Origin of the sequence: Acinetobacter sp. SWBY1, from assembly GCF_002946595.1 — a bacterium.
GTDB lineage: Bacteria > Pseudomonadota > Gammaproteobacteria > Pseudomonadales > Moraxellaceae > Acinetobacter > Acinetobacter towneri.
The window spans coordinates 1,058,055-1,082,635 of record NZ_CP026616.1; the positions used below are offsets into that span (position 1 = coordinate 1,058,055).

Below are 24,581 nucleotides of genomic sequence, written 5' to 3' on the forward strand. Positions count from 1 at the left end.
ACAAACATAAAAAAAGAGAAATATAAAAGACGGTTTTGATGTAAGCGCATGGCGTACTCCTTGTGTGAAAGAGTTTTACCAGAATCACTGTCAATTGATGGTGGCAGAACGAGAAAGGGTTGACAGACTGACACTCAAGAATCAGCACGTCAGAAGACGCCCCCCTCCCGTTCCGCCGCAGAGGGGGTACGTAGGGATACCCACCAAAAAGTTAGACTTTTTAGTGTACTTAGGTAAATGGGTCTGCTAAAACCCGCTGACGATGTAAGTCAGCAGGTTAAGGATAATCTGCGCAATTTAGAGCGTCAAGCAAGCTAAGTAAATAGGGAGTGAAAATATTTATAATTAAAAAATGTTTGAATAAGAATATAGTTGGATTTAAATACAGCTTATTAAATTATATTCCTTAATCTTCCAAATACTACCAAAAGAAATCAATCCAATCCAAAATTTGATGAGGGGTGGGGTAAGTTGAAGGGTAAAACTACAGACAAAAATAAGCCCTTGTAAAAACAAGGGCTTATCTTAAAATTTGGCGGAAGCGGTGAGATTCGAACTCACGGAGGACTCACACCCTCGTCGGTTTTCAAGACCGGTGCATTAAACCGCTCTGCCACGCTTCCATGTGCGCAATCATACGAAGCTTTTGATTTGATGACAAGTAAAAAATAACACCCAGCCATTCAAATGAATATTGTTTCACCAAATTATCTGTATGTTTCATCAAAACAACAGCATAGCACCTAAACTTTTTAAAGTTGTGCAGCCAACGCTGCCCCTTCACGAATAGCACGTTTTGCATCCAACTCTGCAGCAAGTTTAGCACCGCCAATAATGTGATAGTTTGCCAAGGTGTTTTCATCTGCCGCAGGCATTAAGTCTTTTACAGATTCTTGCCCTGCACAGACGACAATGCTATCTACACGCAACAGTTGCGATTGCCCAGCCATTTCAATCCACAAACCTTCGTTACTAATGGCTTTATACTGCACCCCACGCAACATACGCACTGCATGTTTTTTCAATTGCGCACGATGCACCCAACCTGATGTTTTGCCCAACCCCACACCTAATGCTGTAGTTTTACGCTGCAATAAGTAAATTTCACGAATAGGTGGATGTACTTCTGCAGCCAACATCCCGCCTTCGGTCACATAGTTAGGATTTGGATCTACTCCCCACTCACGCTGCCAATCTGCTAATGGTTGCGGTTGTGGCTGATTTTCAGGTTTTAATAAAAACTCGGATACATCAAAACCAATACCGCCCGCACCAATGACAGCAACTTTTTGACCAACCGGTGCGCCACGCAATACTTCAGCATAAGACAATACTTGTGGTGCATCGCTCCCTTCAATTTTTAAGGCGCGTGGTACCACACCTGTTGCAATTACAACTTCATCAAAACCTTCACGTTCTAGTTGTTCACGATTCACTTTGGTATTTAAACGTAAATCAACCCCAGTTTTTTCAATTTGTACTTTAAAGTAGCGAATGGTTTCGTGAAATTCTTCTTTCCCTGGCACAACTTTCGCCAAGTTGAATTGTCCGCCCACTTCATTGCTTGCTTCAAACAAAGTCACTTGATGCCCACGGCTAGCAGCAACTGTAGCTGCAGACATTCCCGCAACACCACCACCGACTACTGCAATACGTTTTGGCTGTTTGGTTTTTTCATAGACCAATTCAGTTTCATAAGCTGCACGTGGATTGACGAGACAGGTCGCACGTTGATTTTTAAAAGTATGATCCAAACACGCTTGGTTACAAGCAATACAGGTATTAATTTCATTGACACGATTGGTTGCAGTTTTATTGACCCAAAACGCATCTGCCAATAATGGGCGTGCCATTTGAATCATATCCGCCTTACCTGCTGCCAAAATTTCTTCTGCTGTATCAGGCATATTAATACGGTTAGAGGCAATCACAGGAATTTCAACATGCTTTTTCACCTCGGCTGTGTAATCCACAAAAGCAGCACGCGGTACAGATGTCACAATAGTTGGAATACGTGCTTCATGCCAGCCAATACCGGTATTGAGCAAGTTCACCCCTGCCTGCTCTAACGCTTGGGCAACTGTAATCACTTCCTGCATGGTGTTACCATCATGTACTAAATCAAGCATCGACAAACGGAAGCAGATAATAAACTTCTCACCAACTTCGGCACGAATGGCTTTTACCACTTCTAAAGCAAAACGCATACGGTTTTCAATCGAACCGCCCCACTGATCTTCACGCTGATTGACATGACGGCTTAAAAACTGATTCAGCAAATAGCCTTCAGAGCCCATAATTTCTACACCATCATAGCCCGCCATTTTGGCTAAATTGGCAGTTTTGGCGTAGTCCTGAATGGTATTTAAAATTTGTCTTTCACTCATTTTACGGGGTTTAAATGGTGAAATTGGTGACTTGATTGGACTTGCAGAAACCACAAAGGGTTGGTAGCCGTAGCGCCCTGCATGCAGAATTTGCATTAAAATTTTGGCACCGTGCTTATGTACCGCGTGTGTCACTAGTCGATGCGGTGCAACATCACCCAGGGTATTCATGGTGCCACCTGCAGGCAATAACCAGCCTTGACGGTTAGGTGAAATACCCCCTGTGATAATCAAGCCCACACCACCTTTGGCACGTTCACCAAAATAAGCTGCAAGCTTTGGATAATTATAAAAGCGATCTTCCAAGCCCGTGTGCATCGAACCCATCACGACACGGTTTTTGATGGTGGTAAATCCTAAATGTAATGGTTTTAGAATATTTGCATAGCGAGTTGTCATGATGAATCCTTATATAATTAGCTTTGCAACTTGTTGCATGAATACTTTAACTGATTTTTATAAACTGTTTATGACTCTAAAGTTCGACTGTGTGGCGCAAACGTCAATCTACCGCTTTCCTTGATCTCAAACTGTTAAAAATAGAGCATTTTAATGATGCCCAAAAAATATCTGTTTTGATTATCATCTTCTATCCTCAGTTTGCCATTTCTAAATGAAAATTTAAGCGAGAACCTGATTTTTTTATCAAATGCGCTTTTTAAACGAAAACAAGCATTTTAAAGAGTGCTATAATTTGCAGTTTAGAATTCTCCTTGGCCACCAAATGTGGTGCCTATTTTAAAAAAGTTAGGACTAGCAATGACTGATAATGCAACTATCTTGCAGAATGTACCAGTAGGCAAAAAAGTCGGTATCGCCTTTTCTGGTGGTCTAGATACTTCAGCTGCTTTATTGTGGATGAAGCAAAAAGGCGCTGAACCGTATGCGTATACCGCAAACTTGGGTCAGCCAGATGAAGATGACTATGATGCCATTCCAAAGAAAGCAGAAGAATACGGTGCAGTAAAAGCACGCTTGGTTGACTGTCGTTTACAGTTAGCTTTAGAAGGTATTGCTGCAATTCAATGTGGTGCATTCCATATCAGCACAGGCGGCATGCCTTACTTTAACACTACACCGCTTGGTCGTGCAGTTACGGGCACCATGTTGGTTACCGCTATGAAAGAAGATGACGTCAACATTTGGGGTGACGGCTCAACTTATAAAGGTAACGATATTGAGCGTTTCTACCGTTATGGTTTATTGACCAATCCAGCGCTTAAAATTTATAAGCCTTGGTTAGACCAAACCTTTATTGATGAGTTAGGTGGTCGTGCGGAAATGTCACAATTTCTTATCGACAATGGCTTTGACTATAAAATGTCAAAAGAAAAAGCCTATTCAACTGACTCAAACATGCTAGGTGCAACACACGAAGCCAAAGACCTTGAATATCTTGATGCTGGCATCAAAATTGTTGATCCAATCATGGGCGTAGCGTTCTGGAAAGATGACGTTGAAGTTAAAGCAGAAGAAGTGTCTGTGACCTTTGAAGAAGGTATGCCTGTAGCATTAAACGGTCAGCACATTGAAAACCCAGTTGAGTTAATTCTTGAAGCCAACCGTATTGGTGGTCGTCATGGTCTGGGTATGTCTGACCAAATCGAAAACCGTATTATCGAAGCGAAATCTCGTGGTATTTATGAAGCACCGGGCATGGCATTATTGCACATTGCTTATGAGCGTTTAGTGACTGGTATTCATAACGAAGATACGATTGAACAATACCGCATTAACGGTTTACGTTTAGGTCGTTTATTGTACCAAGGTCGCTGGTTCGACTCTCAAGCACTGATGCTACGTGAAACTGCACAACGCTGGGTAGCAAAAGCGATTACAGGTACTGTGACTTTAGAATTACGTCGTGGTAATGACTACACCATCATGAACACTGAATCTCCAAACCTCACTTATGAAGCTGAGCGTTTAACGATGGAAAAAGGTGATTCAATGTTTACGCCAATGGATCGTATTGGTCAGTTAACTATGCGTAACCTAGACATTACCGATACACGCGCTAAATTGGGTCTTTATACCAATTCTGGCTTATTGTCGATTGGTTCAGGTTCTGCAGTGCCACAATTGAAAGACAAAAACAAATAATCACTTGGTGATGATTTTGTGAAATCGAAAGCCGCTCAAATTGAGCGGCTTTTTTATGTTTGTTTAAACATGAGGACTAAACAATTCATACTAAATGAAAGCTGCATTGACATACTCCCACCACTTTCGTTTTCACTCAAGTGGGGGATTCTAAAAGCAAAGCTCTTAGGCGACTTCCTCACGGATTTCGCTTGCTTTCTGCTTCTTAGGGCGACCTTTACCGCATCCACCCTCCACAGACAAAACGGCATGTCCTGCCGACAATATATTACGAGATGCGTTTAAATCCGCATTCGCAACATAACCGCATCCGACACACTCAAATTTAGCTTGAGTTTGTCGGTTTTCTTTTGCTACATGACCACATTCACAGCAGGTTTGACTTGTGTACTTCGGATCAACTTTTACAAGTAATCCACCTTGCCATTGTTGCTTATATTCCAACATACTAACGAGCATGCCCCAACCTTGATCTAGGATTGATTTGTTTAAGCCTGACTTAGCTTTTACATTCTTTCCTTGATTTTCGATTGTGCCACTTGCTGACTTCGACATATTTGCTACTTTTAAATCCTCAACAGCAATCATTGCGTGGTTTTTGCTGAGCGTTGTAGTGATTTTTTGCAAGTAGTCATGACGAATATTGGCAATGTGATGATGTAGTTTATTGATTTTAAAATTCAGTTTTTTCCAATTTTGACTAAATTTAACTTTCTTTCTCTGCTTCCGTTGAAGTCTAGCTAATTTAATCTGATTGGTTTTAAAGCTATTGATCGGGTCAAAGACCTGACCATTTGAGGTAGTGATTAATTTCTTAACACCAAGATCAACACCAATCGCTGATTTTGATGGGTGGATCGGCATTTCAGTAAGTTCTGTTTCAGTACAGAATGAAACGTACCAACGTCCTGACACCTTACTGATCGTCACATTTTTTATTGTGCCTAGAATCTCTTGCGACTTCCTGAATTTAATAACACCTACGCCATTAGGGAGTTTGAGTTTATTTCCTTTAACCCAACAGTATTTATCGAATTGTACAAGGCGAATGGAATCATAACCGTCTGATTTTTTCTTAAATCTAGGCATAAGTGGGCGCAACTGAACCTCAGTACCATCAGCCAATTTAAAAAATTTAGGTTTCTTAGGTTTGCGCTTTTTTTCTTTTAGTCGAGCATGTTCTTTAGGGTTGAAAAACTTCCCCCATGCTGATGCAAGATCACGAACTTTTTGTTGAAGTGACACAGCATTTGAATTTCCATCTAAAAAGCTAAACTGAGGATTCTTTTTCAGTGCTGTTATCTTTTTTACTAGATTCACCGCATTAATGTGTTTATTTTGAGCAAACATTTCAAATGAAATTGCTAATATTTGATTCCAAACAAAGCGTGCAGAGCCAACGAGATTATTTAAAATAACCTCTTGCTCGACATTAGGCTCAAGCCTAAATTTATGCGCTTTGTTGATTTTCATTAGTGAGTGTGTATCTGTTAATATGGTGCTGATTCTAACATTTTAGGTATATTTTTTCAATGAGTGAGATATATAAAAACCGACATTCAGCCTTTAATCTTCATGTTCATTTAGTTTTTATAACGAAATATCGAAAAAAAATACTAGGTGAGTTGCATCATAAATATTTCAATGAGTGTGCAACTGAAATATGTAAAGATTTTGATGCTGAATTAAAGGAATGTAATGGTGAATCCGACCATGTTCACATGCTTATTCAGTATCCACCAACGGTACAGTTAAGCAAATTGGTTAATAATTTAAAGTCTGTAACAAGTAGAAGAATGCGAAATGAGTTTTTAGACTTGAGAGGGAATTATACAAAACCTGTTTTATGGTCAAGATCATATTTTGCAGGGTCTTGTGGTGGTGCGCCTTTGGAAATAATCAAACAATATATTCAGAATCAACAAGGTTGAAATTTGTGAAATTCACCTCCACCCTGACTGACGGGTGGAGTCCTCTTTCACTTGGAGATAGAAAAATTTACAGCACTTCTTCCACCTGCAAAGTGTGGTAATAAATTTGATTACGTCCCAACTGTTTCGCACGGTACAAGGCTTGGTCTGCACGTTGTAAGAAATCGCTTTTAAAAATGTCCGCCTCACCTTTATAGACGGTAAAGCCCAAACTGATGGTGACATTACTGTCAACCAAAGATTGACTATGTGGAATCGCTAAACGCTCAACCGCTTTAAAAATATTGGAGGCCACAGCATACGCACCATGCGCATCGGTTTCTGGCAATAACACCACAAATTCTTCACCACCATAACGCGCAACAAAATCCATGTGACGAATTGAGTCTTTAATGGATTTGGCAATCGCTGAAATGACTTCATCTCCCTTTTGATGCCCATAATGATCGTTATATTTTTTAAAAAAATCGACATCGATGAAGAGTAAAGACAATGGCACTTCATCATGCCGTGCCTGTTCGAAATAGCTGTCCAGCATTTCATCAAAAGTACGTCTGTTGGATACTTTAGTCAGCGCGTCATGCTGACTTAAATGCAACAATTCTTCAGCATGAATACGGTTAATTTTTTCACTAAGTCGGGCTTGGTGCATGACCAAAAAAATCATCCGCTCACGGGTACACAGCATTTTACTGATTAAAAAACCCACTACCGTACTGCCAACCAACACCCGCCCCATCACCATCACATCAATTGGAATATACAAGGTTAATAGCATAATCATGGCAACCACAGCCGCCATTAACCCAGTCAGCAGCATGTGAAACGGCTTCACCCCCGTCAGTACAAAACCCATAATATAAATCATGCTGATGATCATCATGGCTTGGTGTCTAAACACTTCGGTATGCACCGTCATGGTCAGCCAGGTCATCGACACAATGGCCCAAAAAATCATAGCCATGGCGGCATAGGCATAATACGGGCGCAAAATTTTATAATGGGCAAAAAAGAACAGGGTCAGTAAGCAAAACGCGCCATTGACCAAGCCTAGTAAAGAGTGGATAAAATCGTGTTTAAAAAAATTACGATCAATAATCCAATAATCCCCAGTAATCATCAGCACGGTGATAATAAAGTAGATGAGTACGCCCGACCAAAAATATTGGTTAATGTTGTGCCGAGCTTGTTCAAGATGCTGTTGCCAAAACTCAACTTCCAGTTGTTTCGGAAAAACCTGCCCCGCACGTTTACGTTGACGTTTAATCAACTCTTCATTTTTTTCTTTGTCGTACTGTAGCTTGGCTAACTTATATTTGTATTCCATGGATGCTTTAAATTCCATTTAATCACGATTGTTGCACAGCAAAACTGTAACAACCTGAATATAATTTTTTTAGTGGTTTAAAAATAACACAATGTCGAAACAATTAATTCAGGCATTTCTATTTTTTATGGCTTTCGACGTTACCATTTTAACATTTATAGATTATCATCTGTTTTATTTTTCAGACTGGCAGCGCCTTGAATACGATTACTCTTATCCAGCCAGATGACTGGCATGCTCATTTACGTGATGGTTTAGCACTACAACGTACTGTTCCCGATCTTGCCAAGCAATTTTCACGCGCAATTTGTATGCCTAACCTTGTTCCACCAGTAAAAACGGTAGAAGAAGCGGAAGCGTATCGTGAACGCATCATGGCACACGTCCCTGAAGGTGTAAATTTTGATCCGCGTATGGTGTTGTATTTTACCGATCAAACCTCTCCCGAAGAAGTCAAGAAAATTAAAGCCTCTGCGCATGTGAATGCCATTAAACTTTACCCTGCTGGCGCGACCACCAATTCAGACAATGGGGTGAGCGACATTCGTAAAGTATATGCGGTGATTGAGCAACTTGAAGAACAACAAGTGCCATTATTACTGCACGGCGAAGTCACGCACAATCATGTCGATATTTTTGACCGTGAAAAACGTTTCTTAGATGAAGTGCTTTCACCATTATTACAACAATTTCCAAACTTAAAATTGGTGCTTGAACACATTACGACCTCTGAAGCAGCGCAATTTGTTTTAGAACAAGGCCGTAATGTCGCAGCAACCATTACCCCACAACATTTATTATTTAACCGTAATGATATGTTAGTAGGTGGCGTAAAACCGCATTTCTATTGTTTGCCTATTTTAAAGCGTCAAACCCATCAACAAACCTTATTAGAAGTCGCAACTAGCGGAAATCCTAAATTTTTCTTAGGGACAGATAGCGCACCGCACTCAAAAAATGCCAAAGAAAATGCATGTGGCTGTGCAGGCTGCTATAGTGCGCCTACGGCAATTGAGCTTTATGCACAAGCTTTTGATCAAGTTGGACGTATTGACCGCTTAGAAGGCTTTGCAAGCTTCTTTGGTGCAGATTTTTATGGTTTGCCGCGTAATACCAACACCATTACTTTGGTGAAAGAAGAGCAAATCATTCCAACCAGTTTAGACTACTTGGATGGTGAACAAATTATTCCGTTATATGCGGGTAAAACCATTCAATGGAGAAAAGTGTGACAGATACAACTTTGCCCGTGATGGGGCAACGTTTTCGTGGTTTTTTGCCTGTGGTGGTCGATGTGGAAACCGCAGGCTTTAATGCCCAAACCGATGCTTTGTTGGAAATTGCTGCCATTCCAATTATTTATGATGCGGATGGCAAATTTGTACCAGGTGAAGCGTATCATGCGCATATCAACCCGTTTGAAGGGGCAAATTTAGACCGTCGTTCGTTGGACTTTATTGGGATTGATCCTTTCAATCCTATGCGTATGGCTATGGCTGAAGATGAAAAAACCGCATTAAAACGGATTTTCAAATCAGTCAATGAAGTGCGTCGCCAACAGAATTGTACCCATGCCATTTTGGTCGGTCACAATGCGCATTTCGATTTAGGCTTTGTACAAGCAGCCATTGCCCGCACAGGCACGAAAAACCAAAACCCATTCCACAGCTTTTCAGTGTTTGATACAGTGACTTTAAGTGCGGTGATGTTTGGTCAAACGGTGCTGGCAAAATCATGCATTCAGGCAGGTATTGAGTTTGATGGCAAAGAAGCTCATTCAGCTTTATACGATACGCAAAAAACTGCAGAGCTGTTTTGTTTTATTCTAAATAAACTTGCGCCGCACATGGTAGAGAACTTACTCAACACAGATCAATAATACGATTTGTACTCGAACATTGAGATGTTTACAGGATGACAGACTGCGTTTGTCGTCCTGTTTTCTTTTTAGTGTTGTGGTTTTGATTCGTGCTTTTCAACCACAAGACTGAGCATCAAAATGATTTTTACTGCGAATCAGCTTTTATGCATGCAGTCTTTTGAGCTGGCTTTGGTTATAATGGCAATATTCCAATTTGTGTTATTGATTCTGCCATGTTGAAAAAAATTGTCTTGGTTTTGGTCATTCTCGCGCCTTCTGCGTTGTATCTTTATATTGTGAATCGTGAGCCTGCTCAACCTAAACCAAGCACTCAACCCGCAGCCACACAAACAACAACCACTGAAAAGCAATATCAAACCCCTGATCATTAAAATGATGCACCGTATTCAAATTTACATGCACTGATTTATTTTTAAAGATGTATTATTTTTTAAGCAAATAACAAATAGTGCGGCAGTTTTTTTAGATTCAGGTTTGACACTGTCGCTAAAAATTCATAATATACGCATCACCTCGCAACGTCCCTATCGTCTAGAGGCCTAGGACATCGCCCTTTCACGGCGGTAACCGGGGTTCGAATCCCCGTAGGGACGCCATTTATCGTGCTATACGATCATTTCTAATCCAAATTTATTATTTCAAGATTGCAGATTTGTAGTTTTTCTCTACAATACTTCGCTTCATTTCATTTTTTCTCCTATCACTTATGCCGTCATCGAATCATCAAAATGATGCTGTGCATCAAGGCAATACTATGCCTTTAAAACGTGCGATGAGCACTCGACATTTGGTTATGATTTCACTGGGCGGTGCTATTGGCACAGGTCTATTTTTAGGCTCAGGTGAAGTCATTGCACAAACAGGCCCCGTTGGCGCCATCATCGCTTATATTTTTGGTGGTTTAATTGCCTATATGGTGATGCTGTGTTTGGGCGAGCTTGCCGTACACATGCCTGTTTCAGGTTCATTTGGGGCATACGCCAAACAATATATTGGACCTGGCACGGGCTATACCATCACTTGGTTATATTGGCTCACGTGGTCGGTCACTTTAGGCACAGAATTTACCGCCGCTGCGTTGCTAATGCAGGAATGGTTCCCGCATATTTCCATGTGGATTTGGACACTGATTTTTGGTGGCGTTGTATTTGGTTTGAATATGATTTCCACGCGCTTGTTTGCAGAATCTGAGTTTTGGCTATCTTTGGTCAAAGTCGTGACTGTCATTGCCTTTATCGTTTTGGGTTTAATGGCAATTTTAGGTGCTGTGTCTTATCAAGGTTATACCTCTGCACCTTTATTTAGCAATTTAACCGCACAAGGTTGGTTTCCTGAAGGGCTATTCCCTATTTTTGCCACCATGTTAATTGTTAATTTCGCCTTTTCAGGTACAGAGTTGATTGGTGTTGCCGCAGGTGAAACCAAAGACCCTGCCAAAAACGTGCCTAAAGCAATCAATACCGCAATTTTCCGTCTGTTGATTTTCTTTGTAGGTACCATTGTGGTGATTAGTGCCTTGCTACCACATCAGGCTGCAGGTTTGGCTGCAGAAGGTGTAAGCAGCAGTCCTTTTGTAACGGTGTTTAATCAGATTGGTATTCCTTATGCGGAAGATATTATTCGTTTTGTGATTATCACAGCGTTACTCTCTGCAGCGAACTCAGGTTTATTTGCAGCTTCACGAATGATGTGGTCGCTCTCACACCAAAAGCAATTACCACAGATTTTTTCTAAGGTGAATGCGCGTGGTATTCCTTATATTGCAGTCATGGTCACCATGCTCGGTGCAATGCCAGGTTTATTGTCTGAACAATTTGCGCCTGAAACCATCTTTAAAAACCTCTTGGGTGTGGCTGCATTTACCATGGTCGTGGTCTGGATGAGCATTTGTTTAAGCCAGTTTAACTTCCGTCGCCAATGGTATAAACAAGGTAAAACCGTGCAGGACTTAGGTTTTGCTGCACCGCTATTTCCAATAGTGCCTATTTTAGGTTTTGTGTTCTGTTTTATTACTTGCTTAAGTATGGTGTTTGACCCTGAAATGCTGGCAGGTTTTATTGGCTGTATGATTTTTATTGTGTTGTGCTATCTCAGTTATTACATGATTTATCACAAAAAATCATAATGCTTTTTTAGCGATGATGTAAAACAATAGGGGCGATCTTCGGATTGCCTTGTTTTTTGAGTTGTGTTGATTAGCAATGAATACTGCAAAATACAAAGAAAATCATGCTGCTCTAATAAATGTGTCCATTTAAAAATAACTTGAAAAGCATGATTTTTACCGCTTCAAACGTATCACGACAGCAGAATAGTTTTAATTTTATTCAGTTGAACATTTTTTTCAGAATTATTGCAGAAAAGCGTTTGACACCCCCCCTTATACGCCCTATTATACGCCCACCTCTGAAACGTCCCTATCGTCTAGAGGCCTAGGACATCGCCCTTTCACGGCGGTAACCGGGGTTCGAATCCCCGTAGGGACGCCAATTTCAGAAGTAGATATTTTTTTAAGTCCCTATCGTCTAGAGGCCTAGGACATCGCCCTTTCACGGCGGTAACCGGGGTTCGAATCCCCGTAGGGACGCCATATTCTCAACAACTGCATTGGTTGTTACATGGTTTAAAAATATAAACTTCTATTTGTCCCTATCGTCTAGAGGCCTAGGACATCGCCCTTTCACGGCGGTAACCGGGGTTCGAATCCCCGTAGGGACGCCATATTCGAGATGTTTACATCTCAACAAAAAGCCCAATCAATATGACTTGGGCTTTTTGCTATCTAACGCATTAGTTTTATATTTCAATCTGTGCGGACTGATTCAAAAACCATAGTTTAAGCTTTGAATCCGTCCACTGAGGTTTGAAAAATACGAATCAAGCTGATTTACGTGAGTTGACCTGTCCTTTAATCACCGCAGTTAAATTGCCTTTTAAATATTTGAAAAAGACTTTTAAAGGCGAGAGTTTCGGGTTTGGACGCTTGCCTTGTGCAATTGCTTTGAACTGCGCGGCATACCAAATAATTTCCATAATTGCCATTTTATCAATCATCGGGATACCAGTTTTAATTTTATCGACCCCGTAACGTACATCTTGACCCGCCAACAAACGGTTGGCTAAATCGGTTTCTACCGCAAATGGTCGGGCGATCCCAATAAAGTCACATGCACCACTGTCCAAAGCAGCATTCATGGCAACTACCGTTCTAAAACCACCTGTCACCATTAAGTGGCATTTCACCTGACTGCGAATCAATTCCGCAAAAGATAAAAAATAGGCTTCACGGGCAATGGTACTTGGTTTACGTTTATCAGCTTTAGAGCCTGCCATCGCGGGTGCTTCATAAGTACCACCTGAAATTTCAATCATATCTATACCTGCTTCATCCATGGCTTTAAACACGCTAATCACTTCTTCTTCAGTGATGCCGCCACGTTGAAAATCTGCAGAGTTTAGTTTGACTGATACAATAAAATTGTCTGAGGTCGCTGCACGTACCGCTTGATAAATTTGCATCAAAAAGCGCATACGGTTTTCAATATTGCCGCCCCATTGGTCTTGGCGTTTATTGGTCAGTGGCGATAAAAACTGGCTGATCAAATAGCCATGCGCACCATGCAGTTGAATCCCTTCAAAGCCCGCTTGCTCACAAATCTGTGCAGCTTTGGCAAAACGCTGAATAATATCGAGGATTTCATCTTCATGTAGTTCACGTGGTGTACCAAAACTCAAAGCTAAACTTGGACTAAAAGGCACTGCCGAAGGTGCAACCGTTTCTTTATTCAAACCTTTCGGACATTGCCGCCCAGGATGTGACAACTGTACCAATTGCACCATGCCATAACGTTTACCAACTTCTGCCCACTGTTTGAGCTTTTCTATATCTCGGTCTGATTCAATTCCCACAACACCCGGTTCATTTTTGGCACGTAAATCGACCATTACGTTGCCAGTGATGGCACAGCCCAAACCACCTTTTGCCCATGCTTCATATAGACCTAAATGCAGGCTATTCGGCTGCCCTGCCGTGTTGGCAAGCGCCTCACTCATCGCGCCTTTAATGATGCGATTTTTAAACATGGTATTACGAATCTGAATTGTTTCGGCAAGATGGCTCATACACTGTTCCGTATTGTGTTTTATTGGTCTTTTTTACTCTAAAGATTTTTCGGAACAGGTCAATGCCATTTTGACAAATCTTATTGTCAAAATGGTAAAACAAGTCAGCCAGCCGAAATAGCTGTTTAAAAATATTGAAGGTTTAATACTCACTGGCAGCAATCAATTGACGGGTATATTCTGTTTGCGGATGGCTAAATAACTGTACAGTATCTTGAAATTCCATAACTTTCGCTTGATGCAGCACCAACACTTTTTGACACAGTGCTTTCACCACTTGCAAATCGTGGCTAATAAACAAATAGCTCATCTGTTCTTGCTGCTGCAAACGGCGTAACAGCTGCACGACAGCACGTTGCGTGGTACGGTCTAAGGCAGAAGTCGGCTCATCCATAATTAACAGTTTAGGACGCAGCACCAACGCGCGTGCTAATGCAATCCGTTGACGTTGCCCACCCGACAATTCATGCGGATAGCGTTGTTTAAAACTCACAGGCAATTCCACTTTGCTTAGAGCTTCATCAATGCGCTGGATGATTTCAGGCTTGGACAATTGTTGCAATGCCAAACCCTCACCAATGGTTTGCTCCACATTTAAACGTGGATTTAAGCTGCTAAACGGGTCTTGAAATACAATTTGAAACTGCTGACGTAAGGGACGCAATTGGCGTTCATTCAGTTGATTCAGATCTTGCCCAAGTAGTTCAATTTTTCCCTCACTTTCAATCAATCGTGCAATTGCAAGTGCCAATGAACTTTTACCCGAACCACTTTCACCGACAATACCAATCGATTGACCTTGCGGAAGTTCGAAGCTTAACGGTTCAACCGCAACCACATAATCTTTAACCCGATTCAGCAAGCCTTGTTTAATCGGGAATTTCACAGCAACCTGATCTAACGCCAAAACAGTCGGCAACTCATCAATTTGCAAAGCTTCGCCAAAATCATGGTTTAACAAATTTTGAGTATAGGCTTGCTGCGGTCTATTAAAAATATCTGCCACACTGCCCTGTTCTTCGACCCGTCCATGATTCATGACAATGACCTGATCTGCATATTGTTTGACCAAGTTCAAATCGTGGCTGATCAAAATCATGGCCATATTATGACGCACTTGCAGGCTTTTTAATAAATCCAAAATCTGCGCCTGCAAAGTGACATCTAAAGCAGTGGTTGGTTCATCGGCAATTAAAATATCGGGATCAAGTGCCAACGCCATTGCGATCATCACTCGCTGACGTTGCCCCCCAGATAATTCATGTGGGTAACGCTTTAGTTTTTCTTCAGGCTGAGGAATGCCAACATCCTCAAGTAATTGCAATACCCGAGCACGCGTTTTTTCCTTGCTCCAACCTTGGAGCAACAAACTTTCACCAATAATTTTTTCCACGCGATGCAACGGATTTAAAGCCGTCATCGGTTCCTGAAAAATCATGGCAATTTTTTGACCACGAACTTGCCGCAATTGTTGCGGTTTAAGGCGAAGTAAATCCTGTTCTGCAAAGATTGCCTGACCTTGCACCTGTAAATGTTCGGGCAATAAACCTAGCAACGCCAAACTGCTAATAGATTTTCCAGAACCACTTTCACCGACTAACGCAATAGTTTCGCCTGCATGCAGCTCAAAGTTTAAATCGTGCAGCAAAACCTGTTCCTGCTGCCGAATATGCAGATGACTGACTGTTAGCAATACTGCAGGCTGTGACGCATTTGAAGGTTTAACGTCTTGGATCGAATGCATCACGGGTCGCTTCTCCAATATAAATCAACAAGGACAGCACAATCGCTAAGGTAAAAAAGCCTGACAACGCTAACCACGGTGCATTTAAATTATTTTTGCCTTGTAACAGCAACTCACCTAAAGATGCTGCATCGGGCGGTAAGCCATAACCTAAAAAATCCAGTGCAGTTAAAGCTGTAATATTGGCGGTTAGCATAAATGGCAACTGCGACAAACTCGAACTCATGGCATTGGGTAAAATATGCCGAAACATAATGGTACGATCGGTTACGCCTAAACTTCGCGCTGCACGGACATAGTCAAAATTTCGGGCGCGTAAAAATTCTGCTCGAACCAAGCCGACCAGTGTCGTCCAGCCAAATAACAGCATAATCACAAATAGCCAATACACACTTGGGGTAAACATGCTGACCAAAATCATCACCATGAACAGCATCGGTAAACCGCCCCACACCTCTAAAACGCGCTGACCAATTAAATCGACCCAGCCGCCATAGTAGCCCTGAATTGCCCCGACCAAAATACCCAAAGCTGCCGATGCAAAAGTCAATGCAAAGCCAAATAACAGCGATACACGCAAGCCATATAAAATTCGCGCCAACACATCGCGCCCTTGGTCATCTGTACCTAGCCAATTTTGTGCAGTTGGTGCAGAAGGTACAGGAACGGCCAAATCTAAATTCGGGGTCTGGTAAGAAAACTCAATGAGCGGCCAAACTGCCCATCCTCGGTCTGCAATCAGTTGTTGCACCACTGGGTCTTTATAATCTGCTTCGGTTTCAAATACACCGCCAAAGGTCGTTTCAGGATAAGCCTTTAACACTGGCAGATATAAAGATTGCTCATATTTGACCAATAACGGTTTGTCATTGGCAATCAATTCTGCAGCCAAGGACAATACAAAAATAATGATAAAGACAATGAAACAACCAAAACCCAATTTATTCTGTTTAAAACGCTGCACACGTGCCTGCATGATCGGTGACATTATTTTGCCCCTCGCGATTCAAAACTAATACGTGGGTCAATCACCTGATATAACACATCGCTGATTAAGCGTAGAATTAAGCCCAATAAGGTAAAAATAAACAAAGTGCCAAAAATTACAGGATAATCACGCTGTACAATCGCCTCAAAACCAAGCAGGCCTAATCCATCTAAATTAAAAATAATTTCGATGAATAAATTCCCAACAAAGAAAATACTCACCAACGCTTCGGGTAAACCTGCAATCACAATCAGCATGGCATTACGAAACACATGCCAATATAACACACGCGATTCAGTAAGACCTTTAGAACGTGCCGCCAACACATATTGTTTGTTTAATTCTTCCATAAATGAATATTTGGTCAGATAGGTCAGCCCTGCAAAACCACCAATCACCATCGCCAATAAAGGCAAAGTCATGTGCCAAAAATAATCGGTGATTTTTCCCCACAGACTCAATTGAGCAAAGTTTTCAGACACCAAACCCTGTAAAGGAAACCACTGAAAATATGAACCGCCTGCAAAAAATACAATCAGTAAAATAGCAAAGGCAAACGCAGGAATGGCATAGCCAATCGCCAACAAAATAGAAGTGGCTTTATCAAACAACAAGCCATGCTGACGGGCTTTTTTAATGCCTAAAGGAATAGAAATTAAATAAATCAGCAAGGTGCTCCATAAACCTAAAGATAGCGATACAGGTAATTTTTCCCATAACAATTGGGTCACAGGTTTATCTTTAAAAAAGCTGGTGCCAAAATCGAACTGCACATAGCTGGTGAGCATTTGCCAAAAGCGTTCATGTGCAGGTTTATCGAATCCATATTGCGCTTCGATTTTTGCGACCATTTCATCACTTAAACCTTTAGCACCTTGATAATTGCTGCTATTGGAGGTTGCAGCAGTTTCACCGCCTGTCGCCCCCATGCCCTGAAAGGCTTCGGCTTGCTGAATCGCCTGTTCGACTGGACCGCCCGGTGCAATTTGAATCACCACAAAGTTAATCAATAAAATGAAAAACAAGGTTGGAATAATCAGGAGCAATCTTTTGAGTATGTATGTGCCCATGTACTTACCTTTTGGCAATGTTCTGGTTTATCGCAAACACTGTCATGCTTGAGTTTTAAAATCGTTATTGTTGACGTAAATAATGTGCAACTTTCTTGGCTTGGGCAGCATCACTCCACCAATAATCAATTCCTGCCGATAGTTTAGGTTTGATGGCGGGCTGACGATACATATTCCAATAGGCATACCAGTTTTCACCTTTGCCATAGGTTGGAATTTGATAATACCCCGCACGCAATAAACGATCCAAAACTTTGGTACGCACAATCAATTGTTCACGATTAGGCGCACGAATCAACTGTTGTACCACTTCATCAATTACTGGGTTTTTAATGCCTGCGTAATTATAGTTTCCTGGTTGATCTGCGGCAGCACTACTCCAAAGCTGTGCTTGCTCATTGCCTGGACTTAAAGATTGCGGCATGACACTGGTGGTCATATCAAAATCGGCACGGCGCATGCGTTCAATATATTGCGGCACATCGACATGCCGAATATTTACCGTAACGCCCAGACGTTTCATATTGCGCACAAAAGGCACTAATGTGCGTTGCAAACCATCCTGATGAATTAAAAATTCAATTTGAATGGCTTTGCCTTTGGCATCGACCAATTTACCTTGCTGAAAACGATAACCCGCTTTCAAAAGCAATTCACGGGCTTTAAGCAAGCCGTTACGGTTAAAGCCACTGGCATCAGTCACAGGATACTGCCAATTTTGCAATACGCCTTGGCGTTGAATAGGATGCAGCTTGGCCAAATAGGGTTTTAAAACAGACAATTCTGCGGCTGAAGGTGTGCCTTTGGCTTCTAATTCACTGTTAGAAAAATAACTTTGCAAACGGCGATATTGCCCATAAAACAAGGCTTTGTTTTGCCATTCAAAATCATAAGCGTAGGTTAAAGCCTGCCTAAAACGAATATCCTGAAACGCATGTCTGCGGGTATTAAAAACAAAACTTTGGGTCGGAATTGGGTTTTGGTGCTGAAATTTATGCTTGACCACCATGCCCGCATTCACAGCAGGAAAACGATATTCAGTGACCCATTTTCGTGCGGTATATTCTTCATGCAACGTGTATTGCCCCGACTTAAACCCTTCGAAGGCAATATCCAGATTGCGATAATAAACATACTTCAGGCGGTCAAAATTATAGCGCCCTTTATTTACGGGTAAATCTTTGCCCCAATAATTTGGATTACGCTTATAAGTAATGCTGCGCCCTGCATCAATCCGCTCAATAAGATACGGCCCTGAACCTAAAATCGGTTCTAGTGTGATGCGGGTAAAGTCACGCTTTTGCCAGTCTTTTTTAGAATAGATTGGCATTTGCGACAAAATCAGCGGCATTTCTGCATTGTTAGTGGATTTAAAACTGACTTTAACCTGATGCTTAGACAAGACCGTGGTTTTATCTAAATCGGATAAATACATTTGCAAACCTGGATTAGACTTGGTCTGAAAAGCATCAAAACTGAATTTCACATCATCTGCTGTAACTGGGCTGCCATCACTAAATTTAGCTTTAGGATTTAAATGAAAAATGACAAATGCAGTTTGCTTGGGGTCATAGCTGACTTTTTCTGCCAATAAGGGATACATCACCCCCGGCTCATCTAAAGAACTGCTCATGAGTGAATCGAATATAAAACTCACCCCATCGGTTGAGCTGCCCTTGCCATTCATGTCATTTAAATTATCAAAAGTGCCATTACTGGCACGAATTAAATCGCCACCTTTGGGCGCTTGCGGGTTGGCATAAGGCATAGCCGAGCGCCCCACATACTGAGGCTGGCTATGTACGGCAATATAGGGCGTGGTTTGTAACGCAGCCCATCCAAACTGCGGCAAGACCACACAACCTAAAATACAGCCCAGATATTGATGTGTCTTTTTTATGGCAAATGACATGCACACAGCTCCTTGTGCAGTATTCCTGAGGATGCCGTCAAAACATGACATCCTCAGGATTAAACTTTACAGATTCGGGACTTTAATCACATCGCCAATACGCAATTGAGTATTTGGCTGCATATCATTTAAATCTGCCAATGCTTTGGTGTCGATGCCATAACGACTGGATAAGCCAATCAGCGTATCCCCACGTTTCACTTTATATTCAGTTACGGTTTTGGGAACTTGAATATTTTGTCCAATGCGTAAACCTGAACGTGGCGTTAAGTTATTTAAACTCGCCAATTCTGCAACCGACACACCCACACGGCTGGCAATCGAATTTAAAGACTCACCACTTTTAACGGTATAAGTTTCGGTGGCTTTACTACTGCTGCTTTTCGCAGCACTTACGACCTCTGTTTTTACTTCATTTTTTGCAGCGCTGGCATCGACTTTTAAGCGTTGTCCAATGCGGACATTGGCAGTACGTGAAAGGTCATTCAGCTCTGCCAAATAATTCAATTGCAATTTATATTGGCGCGCAATACTGCTTAAAGTTTCCCCTGCTTTGACCACGTGAATATCATTGGTGGTTTCAGCCACCGCTTCAACTTGGGCTTTTTTCTCAGGAACATCACCCGTGAGTTTAAGAATTTGTCCTGCTCTTAAACCACTGTTACGGCTTAGATTGTTTAAGTCTGCAATATAGTCTTGGCTGAGATTATATTTTGTCGAAATCGCCGATAAGGTATCGCCACGTTGTACCGTATAACGCTCAGGCACATTGACACCTGCAGGCACTTTGAGGGTTTGACCAATGCGCACACCGCTTTGCGTGCTTATATTATTTAAACTGGCGAGCTCTGCCAAAGAAATTTTGGCTTGGTTGGCAATGCTCGATAAAGTATCACCACGCTGTACTTGGTAGTTTTCAGTCGGATAGTTTGGCTCTGCTGCTTTTGTTTCTGACTTACTGGCTTCAGCTTTGCTCGCTTCCGTTTTTTGTGCAGTCACTTCATTTACAGGCACATTAATGCGTTGCCCAACCAATAAGCTACTGTTCGCGTTTAAACCTGGAGTTAAATCAGCCAATTCCTGATTTGACAAGGCATAACGGTCTGCAATCAGTTTTAAGTATTCGCCACGCTTCACTACGTAAGTTTTGGTTGCGATTTTTGCAGCCTGTTCTGCGGCTTTTTTGTCGGCTTCTGCTTTGGCTTTAGATGCAGCCGTTTCTTTTAAACTTAGACGCTGCCCTACAAATAAGCCACTGGTGGTACTTAAGTTATTAAAATCTGCCAATTGTTTTACAGTTAAACCAAACTGACTGGCGACACCTGTTAAGGTATCATTGGCTTGCACCACGTATTGCTCAGGCATGGTTTTTGGCTTAGCAGGCTCTGCCTGTACTTGTGGCTTGGCGTCGTATAAATAAATACTGGTGCCCACATACAAAGTTGCATCTGGAGCAATTTGGTTCCACTTGGCAATATCACGCCAGTTCAAGCCATTTTTCATGGCAATACTGGCCAAGGTGTCCCCCGCTAACACGGTGTACGTGGTACGTTTGCCTTTTGGTGGTACGACCACCACTTCAGACTCCGTACGCACATAATTCTTACCTTGGTTACGCTTTGCTTCTTCTGAATCTAAGCGCGTATTTTCTGCCACACTTTTCGGGTAAGCAAAACCTTTGGTTAATTCTTTACCTTGCTGCTCTGCAACAGATAGACTGGTCTGAATAGCGGTCAGCTTAATTTTTCCATCGTATGGATCAACAATTTCAGTGCCTTGAGGCGCAATTTGTTTTAACTCAGCCACAAGTTGTTCTTGTTCTGCTTTAGAAGCCACAGGCTGCAACACTTCTTCTACAGTTTTATTGCTACCTTCTGCCTGCACTGCTGCAAGAATTTGCTCACGCTCAGTATTGGAAATTGGTGGTTCAATCCGCACAGGCTGAATATTGGCAGCAGGTGTAACAGCAACAGGAATACGCGGCGCACTTGGAATATCGCTACCCGCAGCAAATGCTGCCAAAGCGTCCGAACCTTGTGGCGTACGTGACAAACGTGTAGGCGTAGTCGTTGCTGGTTTTGAAACACTGGCTGTAGTCGATGCTGTGCTTGGTGTAGTGGTAGTTGTGACTGCCGTAGAGGCAGCAGGCTTGCCTGTAGTCGTTCTGGTTGTTGTACTGGTCGTTAACGCAGGTGGCTCAGATTTAGATGGTGTAATGGTCACACCAGAAGATGAAAACGATGGTGTGTTGCTGCTATTGCTTGCCCATAAACCGCCACCACCTTGTAGTTTTTTCAATCGTGCATCGACTGTTGGGCTTAAATCTGCAGGAATCAAAATACGCATTGGACTTTGGGTGTCAATCCGATCCCCACGATGTCCAGGGTTAAGCGAATACAGTTCGGCACGGCTGAGACCGGTAATATTGGCCACATCATTTAAATTCACCGCGCCCACATTAATTTCACGGAAGTGTGGACGGTTGGCAATTGGGGGTAAAGACACGCCATAAGCATGCGGGCTTTTAATAATTTGTGCTACCGCCAAGAAACGCGGCACATAGTTCATGGTTTCTTGCGGCAGTTTTAAAGACCAATAATCGGTTGGTAAACCTGCAGCTTTATTGCGGTTAATGGCTTGTTGAATACGACCCGGGCCTGCGTTATAAGCCGCCAATGCCAATTCCCAAGAACCAAACTGATTATACAAACTGCCCAAAAACTCATAGGCAGCACGAGTCGACTCCACGACATCTCGGCGACCATCGTACATCGAAGTTTGTTTTAAGCCGTAAATACGCCCTGTACTTGGAATGAACTGCCATAAACCTGCGGCAGCTGCGCTACTGGTTGCTGCAGGGTCATAGGAACTTTCAATCACAGGTAACAACGCCAATTCAGTTGGCATACCACGACGTTCAGCTTCTTTAACCGTGTGATACAAATAACGTGACGCACGCGCACTTAAACGATCCAAATACGGTTGACGTGAAATAAACCAGCCTCGCTGCGCTTCAATACGTGGGTTCCAATGGTTTAAATCCATTTTGAAACCAACGGTCATACGCTTCCAGACATCACCGTGTTTTAAAATTAATAAACGGTCACCTTCTACCGCGCGCATATCGGTTGCAGAGAGTAAATCTTCCAGACCATCTAAAGTACTGGCATCTAAATAACCCGAACCGACCTGACTTGAAGTGAGTGGCTTGCTCGCACCCTGCGTCGAGCTACAGCCCGTCATCAAGCCAAGGGCAGCCAATGCTGAACCTAAAACTGTAATTTTTAAAAATGAAGGTAAAGTCGGCTGCCACATGCGCGTGGTTGGTTTATACATAAAAAAATCCAAACAACTCGTATATAAATTATTTTTTAGACTTGCCATTGTAGTAGAGCTAGACAACGACACAAGGCATTAATTTAGCGCGTTTCGTCTATAAATGTTACAAGAAATTAAAAAATAGACAGGATTTACACGTCTAAACCGAATTTGCGATATACAATAGCTTTTCATTTTGATTTATTTTGCACAACCTGCGGATCTGATTTATGTCTCAAACAATCACTTTATATGTTGATGGTGCTTGTCGTGGTAATCCTGGCTTGGGTGGCTGGGGTGCGTATATTGTTACTGAACAAGAAGAACATAAATTATATGGTGGCGAAGCTCAAACCACCAATAACCGTATGGAATTGACTGCAGCGATTGAAGGCATTTTATTTTGCCCAATGGATGCCAAGCTGATTATTTGGACTGACTCCAATTACGTCAAACAAGGCATTACCGAGTGGATTCACGGCTGGAAAAAGAAAAACTGGAAAGATGTCAAAAACCCTGACCTTTGGCAAAAATTAGATGCCACCTGTCAAGGTCGTGAAATTGAATGGCACTGGATTAAAGGTCACGCAGGACATGCAGGTAATGAAATGGCAGATCAACTCGCCAATGTGGGTGCAGATCAAGTCAGCAAAATGTTAAAAACCGCAGACTCAAACCCAACCCTCAATGCAACCTTAATCACATCGGCAGTAGACATAGCAGAACATGATAAAAAAAAAGCGGAATCTGACTGGTTGCTCGATGACCCGTTTGGTTTTGATTTAATGGGCGATGATGCCGAGGTTGAAACAGAAGATATGCAAAATACGCTTCAGGAAGCTCATCAGGCAACCGACACGGAACTCGAAATCAGCGCATCTGTTCATGTCATTGAAGCAGAAACCAACGTGCCTGCAACTGAATCAACCATTACAGATGAAACTGAAACAGAAAAAACCAATCCATCAGCTCGCGTTGACGCAGTGAACACAACTCAATTGCATCCGCATATTGTGGTCACCCCTGCCACAATGGAGCTACACGGCCCGCGCCAACTGATTCTGGATACCGAAACCACAGGTTTTTACTATCAAGATGGTGACCGAATTATTGAAGTGGGTGCGCTGGAAATGATTAACCGTAAACTCACGGGCAGTTCCATCCACATTTATATTCAGCCTGAAAAACTGGTCGGTGAATCAGAAAACATTCACGGTATTTCAGATGAGTTCTTAAAAGACAAACCCAAGTTTGCCGAAATTGCCGATGTGCTGTATCAATATCTTAAAGGTGCAGAAATTATTGCGCATAACGCCACCTTCGATATGAACTTCTTAGATATGGAGTTCAGTCGTGCGGGGTTGGGCAATTTGTCCGAAGTATGCGAAGTGACCGACTCACTGCTCATGGCAAAAAGTAAGCATCCTGGGCAAAAAAACTCACTCGATGCGCTCGTCAGACGCTATGAAATTCCTGCGCGTGACCGTACGTTCCACGGCGCATTACTAGATGCTGAAATTCTAGCCGATGTTTACTTGGCAATGACTGGCGGACAAGTCGCCTTTGATATGGATGCTCTGTCTGCAAGCGAAGAACAGCAACGTCAAAGTGATCGTTTAAGCATTGATATTGATCTTGCTGTGATTCTGCCATCAGAAGAAGAATTGGCTGCACATGAGAATTGGGTCAAACAATTTGAAGAAAAACACGGTAAACCTTGCTTTTTTGCCAAATAAAATCTACGAGTTTTGTAATTTTATGTATTTAAAGATTTGCCAGTTCAGTTATAGTTAAAGC

Annotated in this window: 16 protein-coding genes and 5 tRNA genes; 11 read left to right on the top strand and 10 right to left on the bottom strand. The window is 42.1% G+C overall.

Annotated elements, in window-relative coordinates:
* Nucleotides 1-533: 533 nt before the first annotated feature.
* Nucleotides 534-623 (bottom strand) — tRNA-Ser (locus C3Y93_RS05115).
* A 129-nt stretch (nucleotides 624-752) separates the two neighbouring features.
* Nucleotides 753-2,786, bottom strand: a complete 2,034-nt coding sequence (locus tag C3Y93_RS05120) for an NADPH-dependent 2,4-dienoyl-CoA reductase (protein ID WP_104852289.1) — start codon at nucleotides 2,784-2,786, stop codon at nucleotides 753-755.
* Nucleotides 2,787-3,146: 360 nt separating this feature from the next.
* On the opposite strand from C3Y93_RS05120, the gene argG reads away from it, so the two are divergent.
* Nucleotides 3,147-4,490, top strand: coding sequence for an argininosuccinate synthase (gene argG / locus C3Y93_RS05125; protein WP_104852290.1), 1,344 nt, complete (start codon nucleotides 3,147-3,149; stop codon nucleotides 4,488-4,490).
* Between the two features lie 165 nt (nucleotides 4,491-4,655).
* Here the strand turns inward: argG and C3Y93_RS05130 are convergent, their stop codons facing one another.
* Complete coding sequence (locus C3Y93_RS05130; protein ID WP_104852291.1) at nucleotides 4,656-5,963, bottom strand: RNA-guided endonuclease InsQ/TnpB family protein; 1,308 nt, start codon at nucleotides 5,961-5,963, stop codon at nucleotides 4,656-4,658.
* A gap of 59 nt (nucleotides 5,964-6,022) precedes the next feature.
* Between C3Y93_RS05130 and tnpA the strand changes: the two genes are divergently transcribed.
* Nucleotides 6,023-6,421: an IS200/IS605 family transposase gene (gene tnpA / locus C3Y93_RS05135; RefSeq protein WP_004970281.1), complete on the top strand. Its 399-nt coding sequence runs from the start codon at nucleotides 6,023-6,025 to the stop codon at nucleotides 6,419-6,421.
* 67 nt (nucleotides 6,422-6,488) lie between these two features.
* Here the strand turns inward: tnpA and C3Y93_RS05140 are convergent, their stop codons facing one another.
* On the bottom strand, nucleotides 6,489-7,748 hold the full coding sequence (locus C3Y93_RS05140) for a GGDEF domain-containing protein (RefSeq protein WP_096902183.1): 1,260 nt from the start codon (nucleotides 7,746-7,748) through the stop codon (nucleotides 6,489-6,491).
* A 197-nt stretch (nucleotides 7,749-7,945) separates the two neighbouring features.
* Here C3Y93_RS05140 and pyrC point away from each other — a divergent pair, with 197 nt between their 5' ends.
* The 8 genes from pyrC to C3Y93_RS05175 all read left to right on the top strand — a co-directional run bounded on the left by pyrC (nucleotide 7,946) and on the right by C3Y93_RS05175 (nucleotide 12,351).
* Entirely contained in the window at nucleotides 7,946-8,980 is a 1,035-nt protein-coding gene (pyrC, locus tag C3Y93_RS05145; RefSeq protein ID WP_004972678.1) for a dihydroorotase, read from the top strand.
* Complete coding sequence (gene rnt / locus C3Y93_RS05150; RefSeq protein WP_096902181.1) at nucleotides 8,965-9,627, top strand: ribonuclease T; 663 nt, start codon at nucleotides 8,965-8,967, stop codon at nucleotides 9,625-9,627. Before pyrC ends, rnt begins: the two co-directional genes overlap by 16 nt.
* 215 nt (nucleotides 9,628-9,842) lie before the next feature.
* Nucleotides 9,843-10,001: a hypothetical protein gene (locus C3Y93_RS14350; RefSeq protein WP_004972674.1), complete on the top strand. Its 159-nt coding sequence runs from the start codon at nucleotides 9,843-9,845 to the stop codon at nucleotides 9,999-10,001.
* 149 nt (nucleotides 10,002-10,150) lie between these two features.
* Nucleotides 10,151-10,226: transfer RNA gene (locus C3Y93_RS05155), tRNA-Glu, on the top strand.
* Nucleotides 10,227-10,336: 110 nt separating this feature from the next.
* Nucleotides 10,337-11,755 (top strand): amino acid permease, encoded by a 1,419-nt coding sequence (locus tag C3Y93_RS05160; protein WP_026438458.1) that lies wholly within the window; start codon nucleotides 10,337-10,339, stop codon nucleotides 11,753-11,755.
* Nucleotides 11,756-12,043: 288 nt separating this feature from the next.
* A tRNA-Glu gene (locus C3Y93_RS05165) sits at nucleotides 12,044-12,119 on the top strand.
* Nucleotides 12,120-12,144: 25 nt separating this feature from the next.
* A tRNA-Glu gene (locus C3Y93_RS05170) sits at nucleotides 12,145-12,220 on the top strand.
* Between the two features lie 55 nt (nucleotides 12,221-12,275).
* Nucleotides 12,276-12,351, top strand: a tRNA-Glu gene (locus C3Y93_RS05175).
* A gap of 156 nt (nucleotides 12,352-12,507) precedes the next feature.
* Here the strand turns inward: C3Y93_RS05175 and C3Y93_RS05180 are convergent.
* The 6 genes from C3Y93_RS05180 to C3Y93_RS05205 all read right to left on the bottom strand — a co-directional run bounded on the left by C3Y93_RS05180 (nucleotide 12,508) and on the right by C3Y93_RS05205 (nucleotide 22,802).
* Complete coding sequence (locus C3Y93_RS05180) at nucleotides 12,508-13,752, bottom strand: NADH:flavin oxidoreductase/NADH oxidase family protein (RefSeq protein ID WP_004972669.1); 1,245 nt, start codon at nucleotides 13,750-13,752, stop codon at nucleotides 12,508-12,510.
* A gap of 142 nt (nucleotides 13,753-13,894) precedes the next feature.
* Nucleotides 13,895-15,496, bottom strand: a complete 1,602-nt coding sequence (locus tag C3Y93_RS05185; protein ID WP_104852292.1) for an ABC transporter ATP-binding protein — start codon at nucleotides 15,494-15,496, stop codon at nucleotides 13,895-13,897.
* Nucleotides 15,474-16,484 carry an ABC transporter permease gene (locus tag C3Y93_RS05190; protein ID WP_104852293.1) on the bottom strand — a complete coding sequence of 337 codons (1,011 nt, stop codon included), beginning with the start codon at nucleotides 16,482-16,484 and terminating at the stop codon, nucleotides 15,474-15,476. Before C3Y93_RS05190 ends, C3Y93_RS05185 begins: the two co-directional genes overlap by 23 nt.
* On the bottom strand, nucleotides 16,484-17,554 hold the full coding sequence (locus C3Y93_RS05195; protein WP_104852294.1) for a microcin C ABC transporter permease YejB: 1,071 nt from the start codon (nucleotides 17,552-17,554) through the stop codon (nucleotides 16,484-16,486). The genes C3Y93_RS05190 and C3Y93_RS05195 overlap by 1 nt, the downstream gene beginning before the upstream one ends.
* Before the next feature lie 64 nt (nucleotides 17,555-17,618).
* On the bottom strand, nucleotides 17,619-19,466 hold the full coding sequence (locus C3Y93_RS05200; RefSeq protein ID WP_004972660.1) for an extracellular solute-binding protein: 1,848 nt from the start codon (nucleotides 19,464-19,466) through the stop codon (nucleotides 17,619-17,621).
* 66 nt (nucleotides 19,467-19,532) lie between these two features.
* Complete coding sequence (locus tag C3Y93_RS05205) at nucleotides 19,533-22,802, bottom strand: lytic transglycosylase (RefSeq protein ID WP_004972658.1); 3,270 nt, start codon at nucleotides 22,800-22,802, stop codon at nucleotides 19,533-19,535.
* Between the two features lie 212 nt (nucleotides 22,803-23,014).
* Here C3Y93_RS05205 and dnaQ point away from each other — a divergent pair, with 212 nt between their 5' ends.
* Entirely contained in the window at nucleotides 23,015-24,520 is a 1,506-nt protein-coding gene (gene dnaQ, locus C3Y93_RS05210; protein ID WP_104852295.1) for a DNA polymerase III subunit epsilon, read from the top strand.
* The last annotated feature ends 61 nt before the right edge of the window (nucleotides 24,521-24,581 follow it).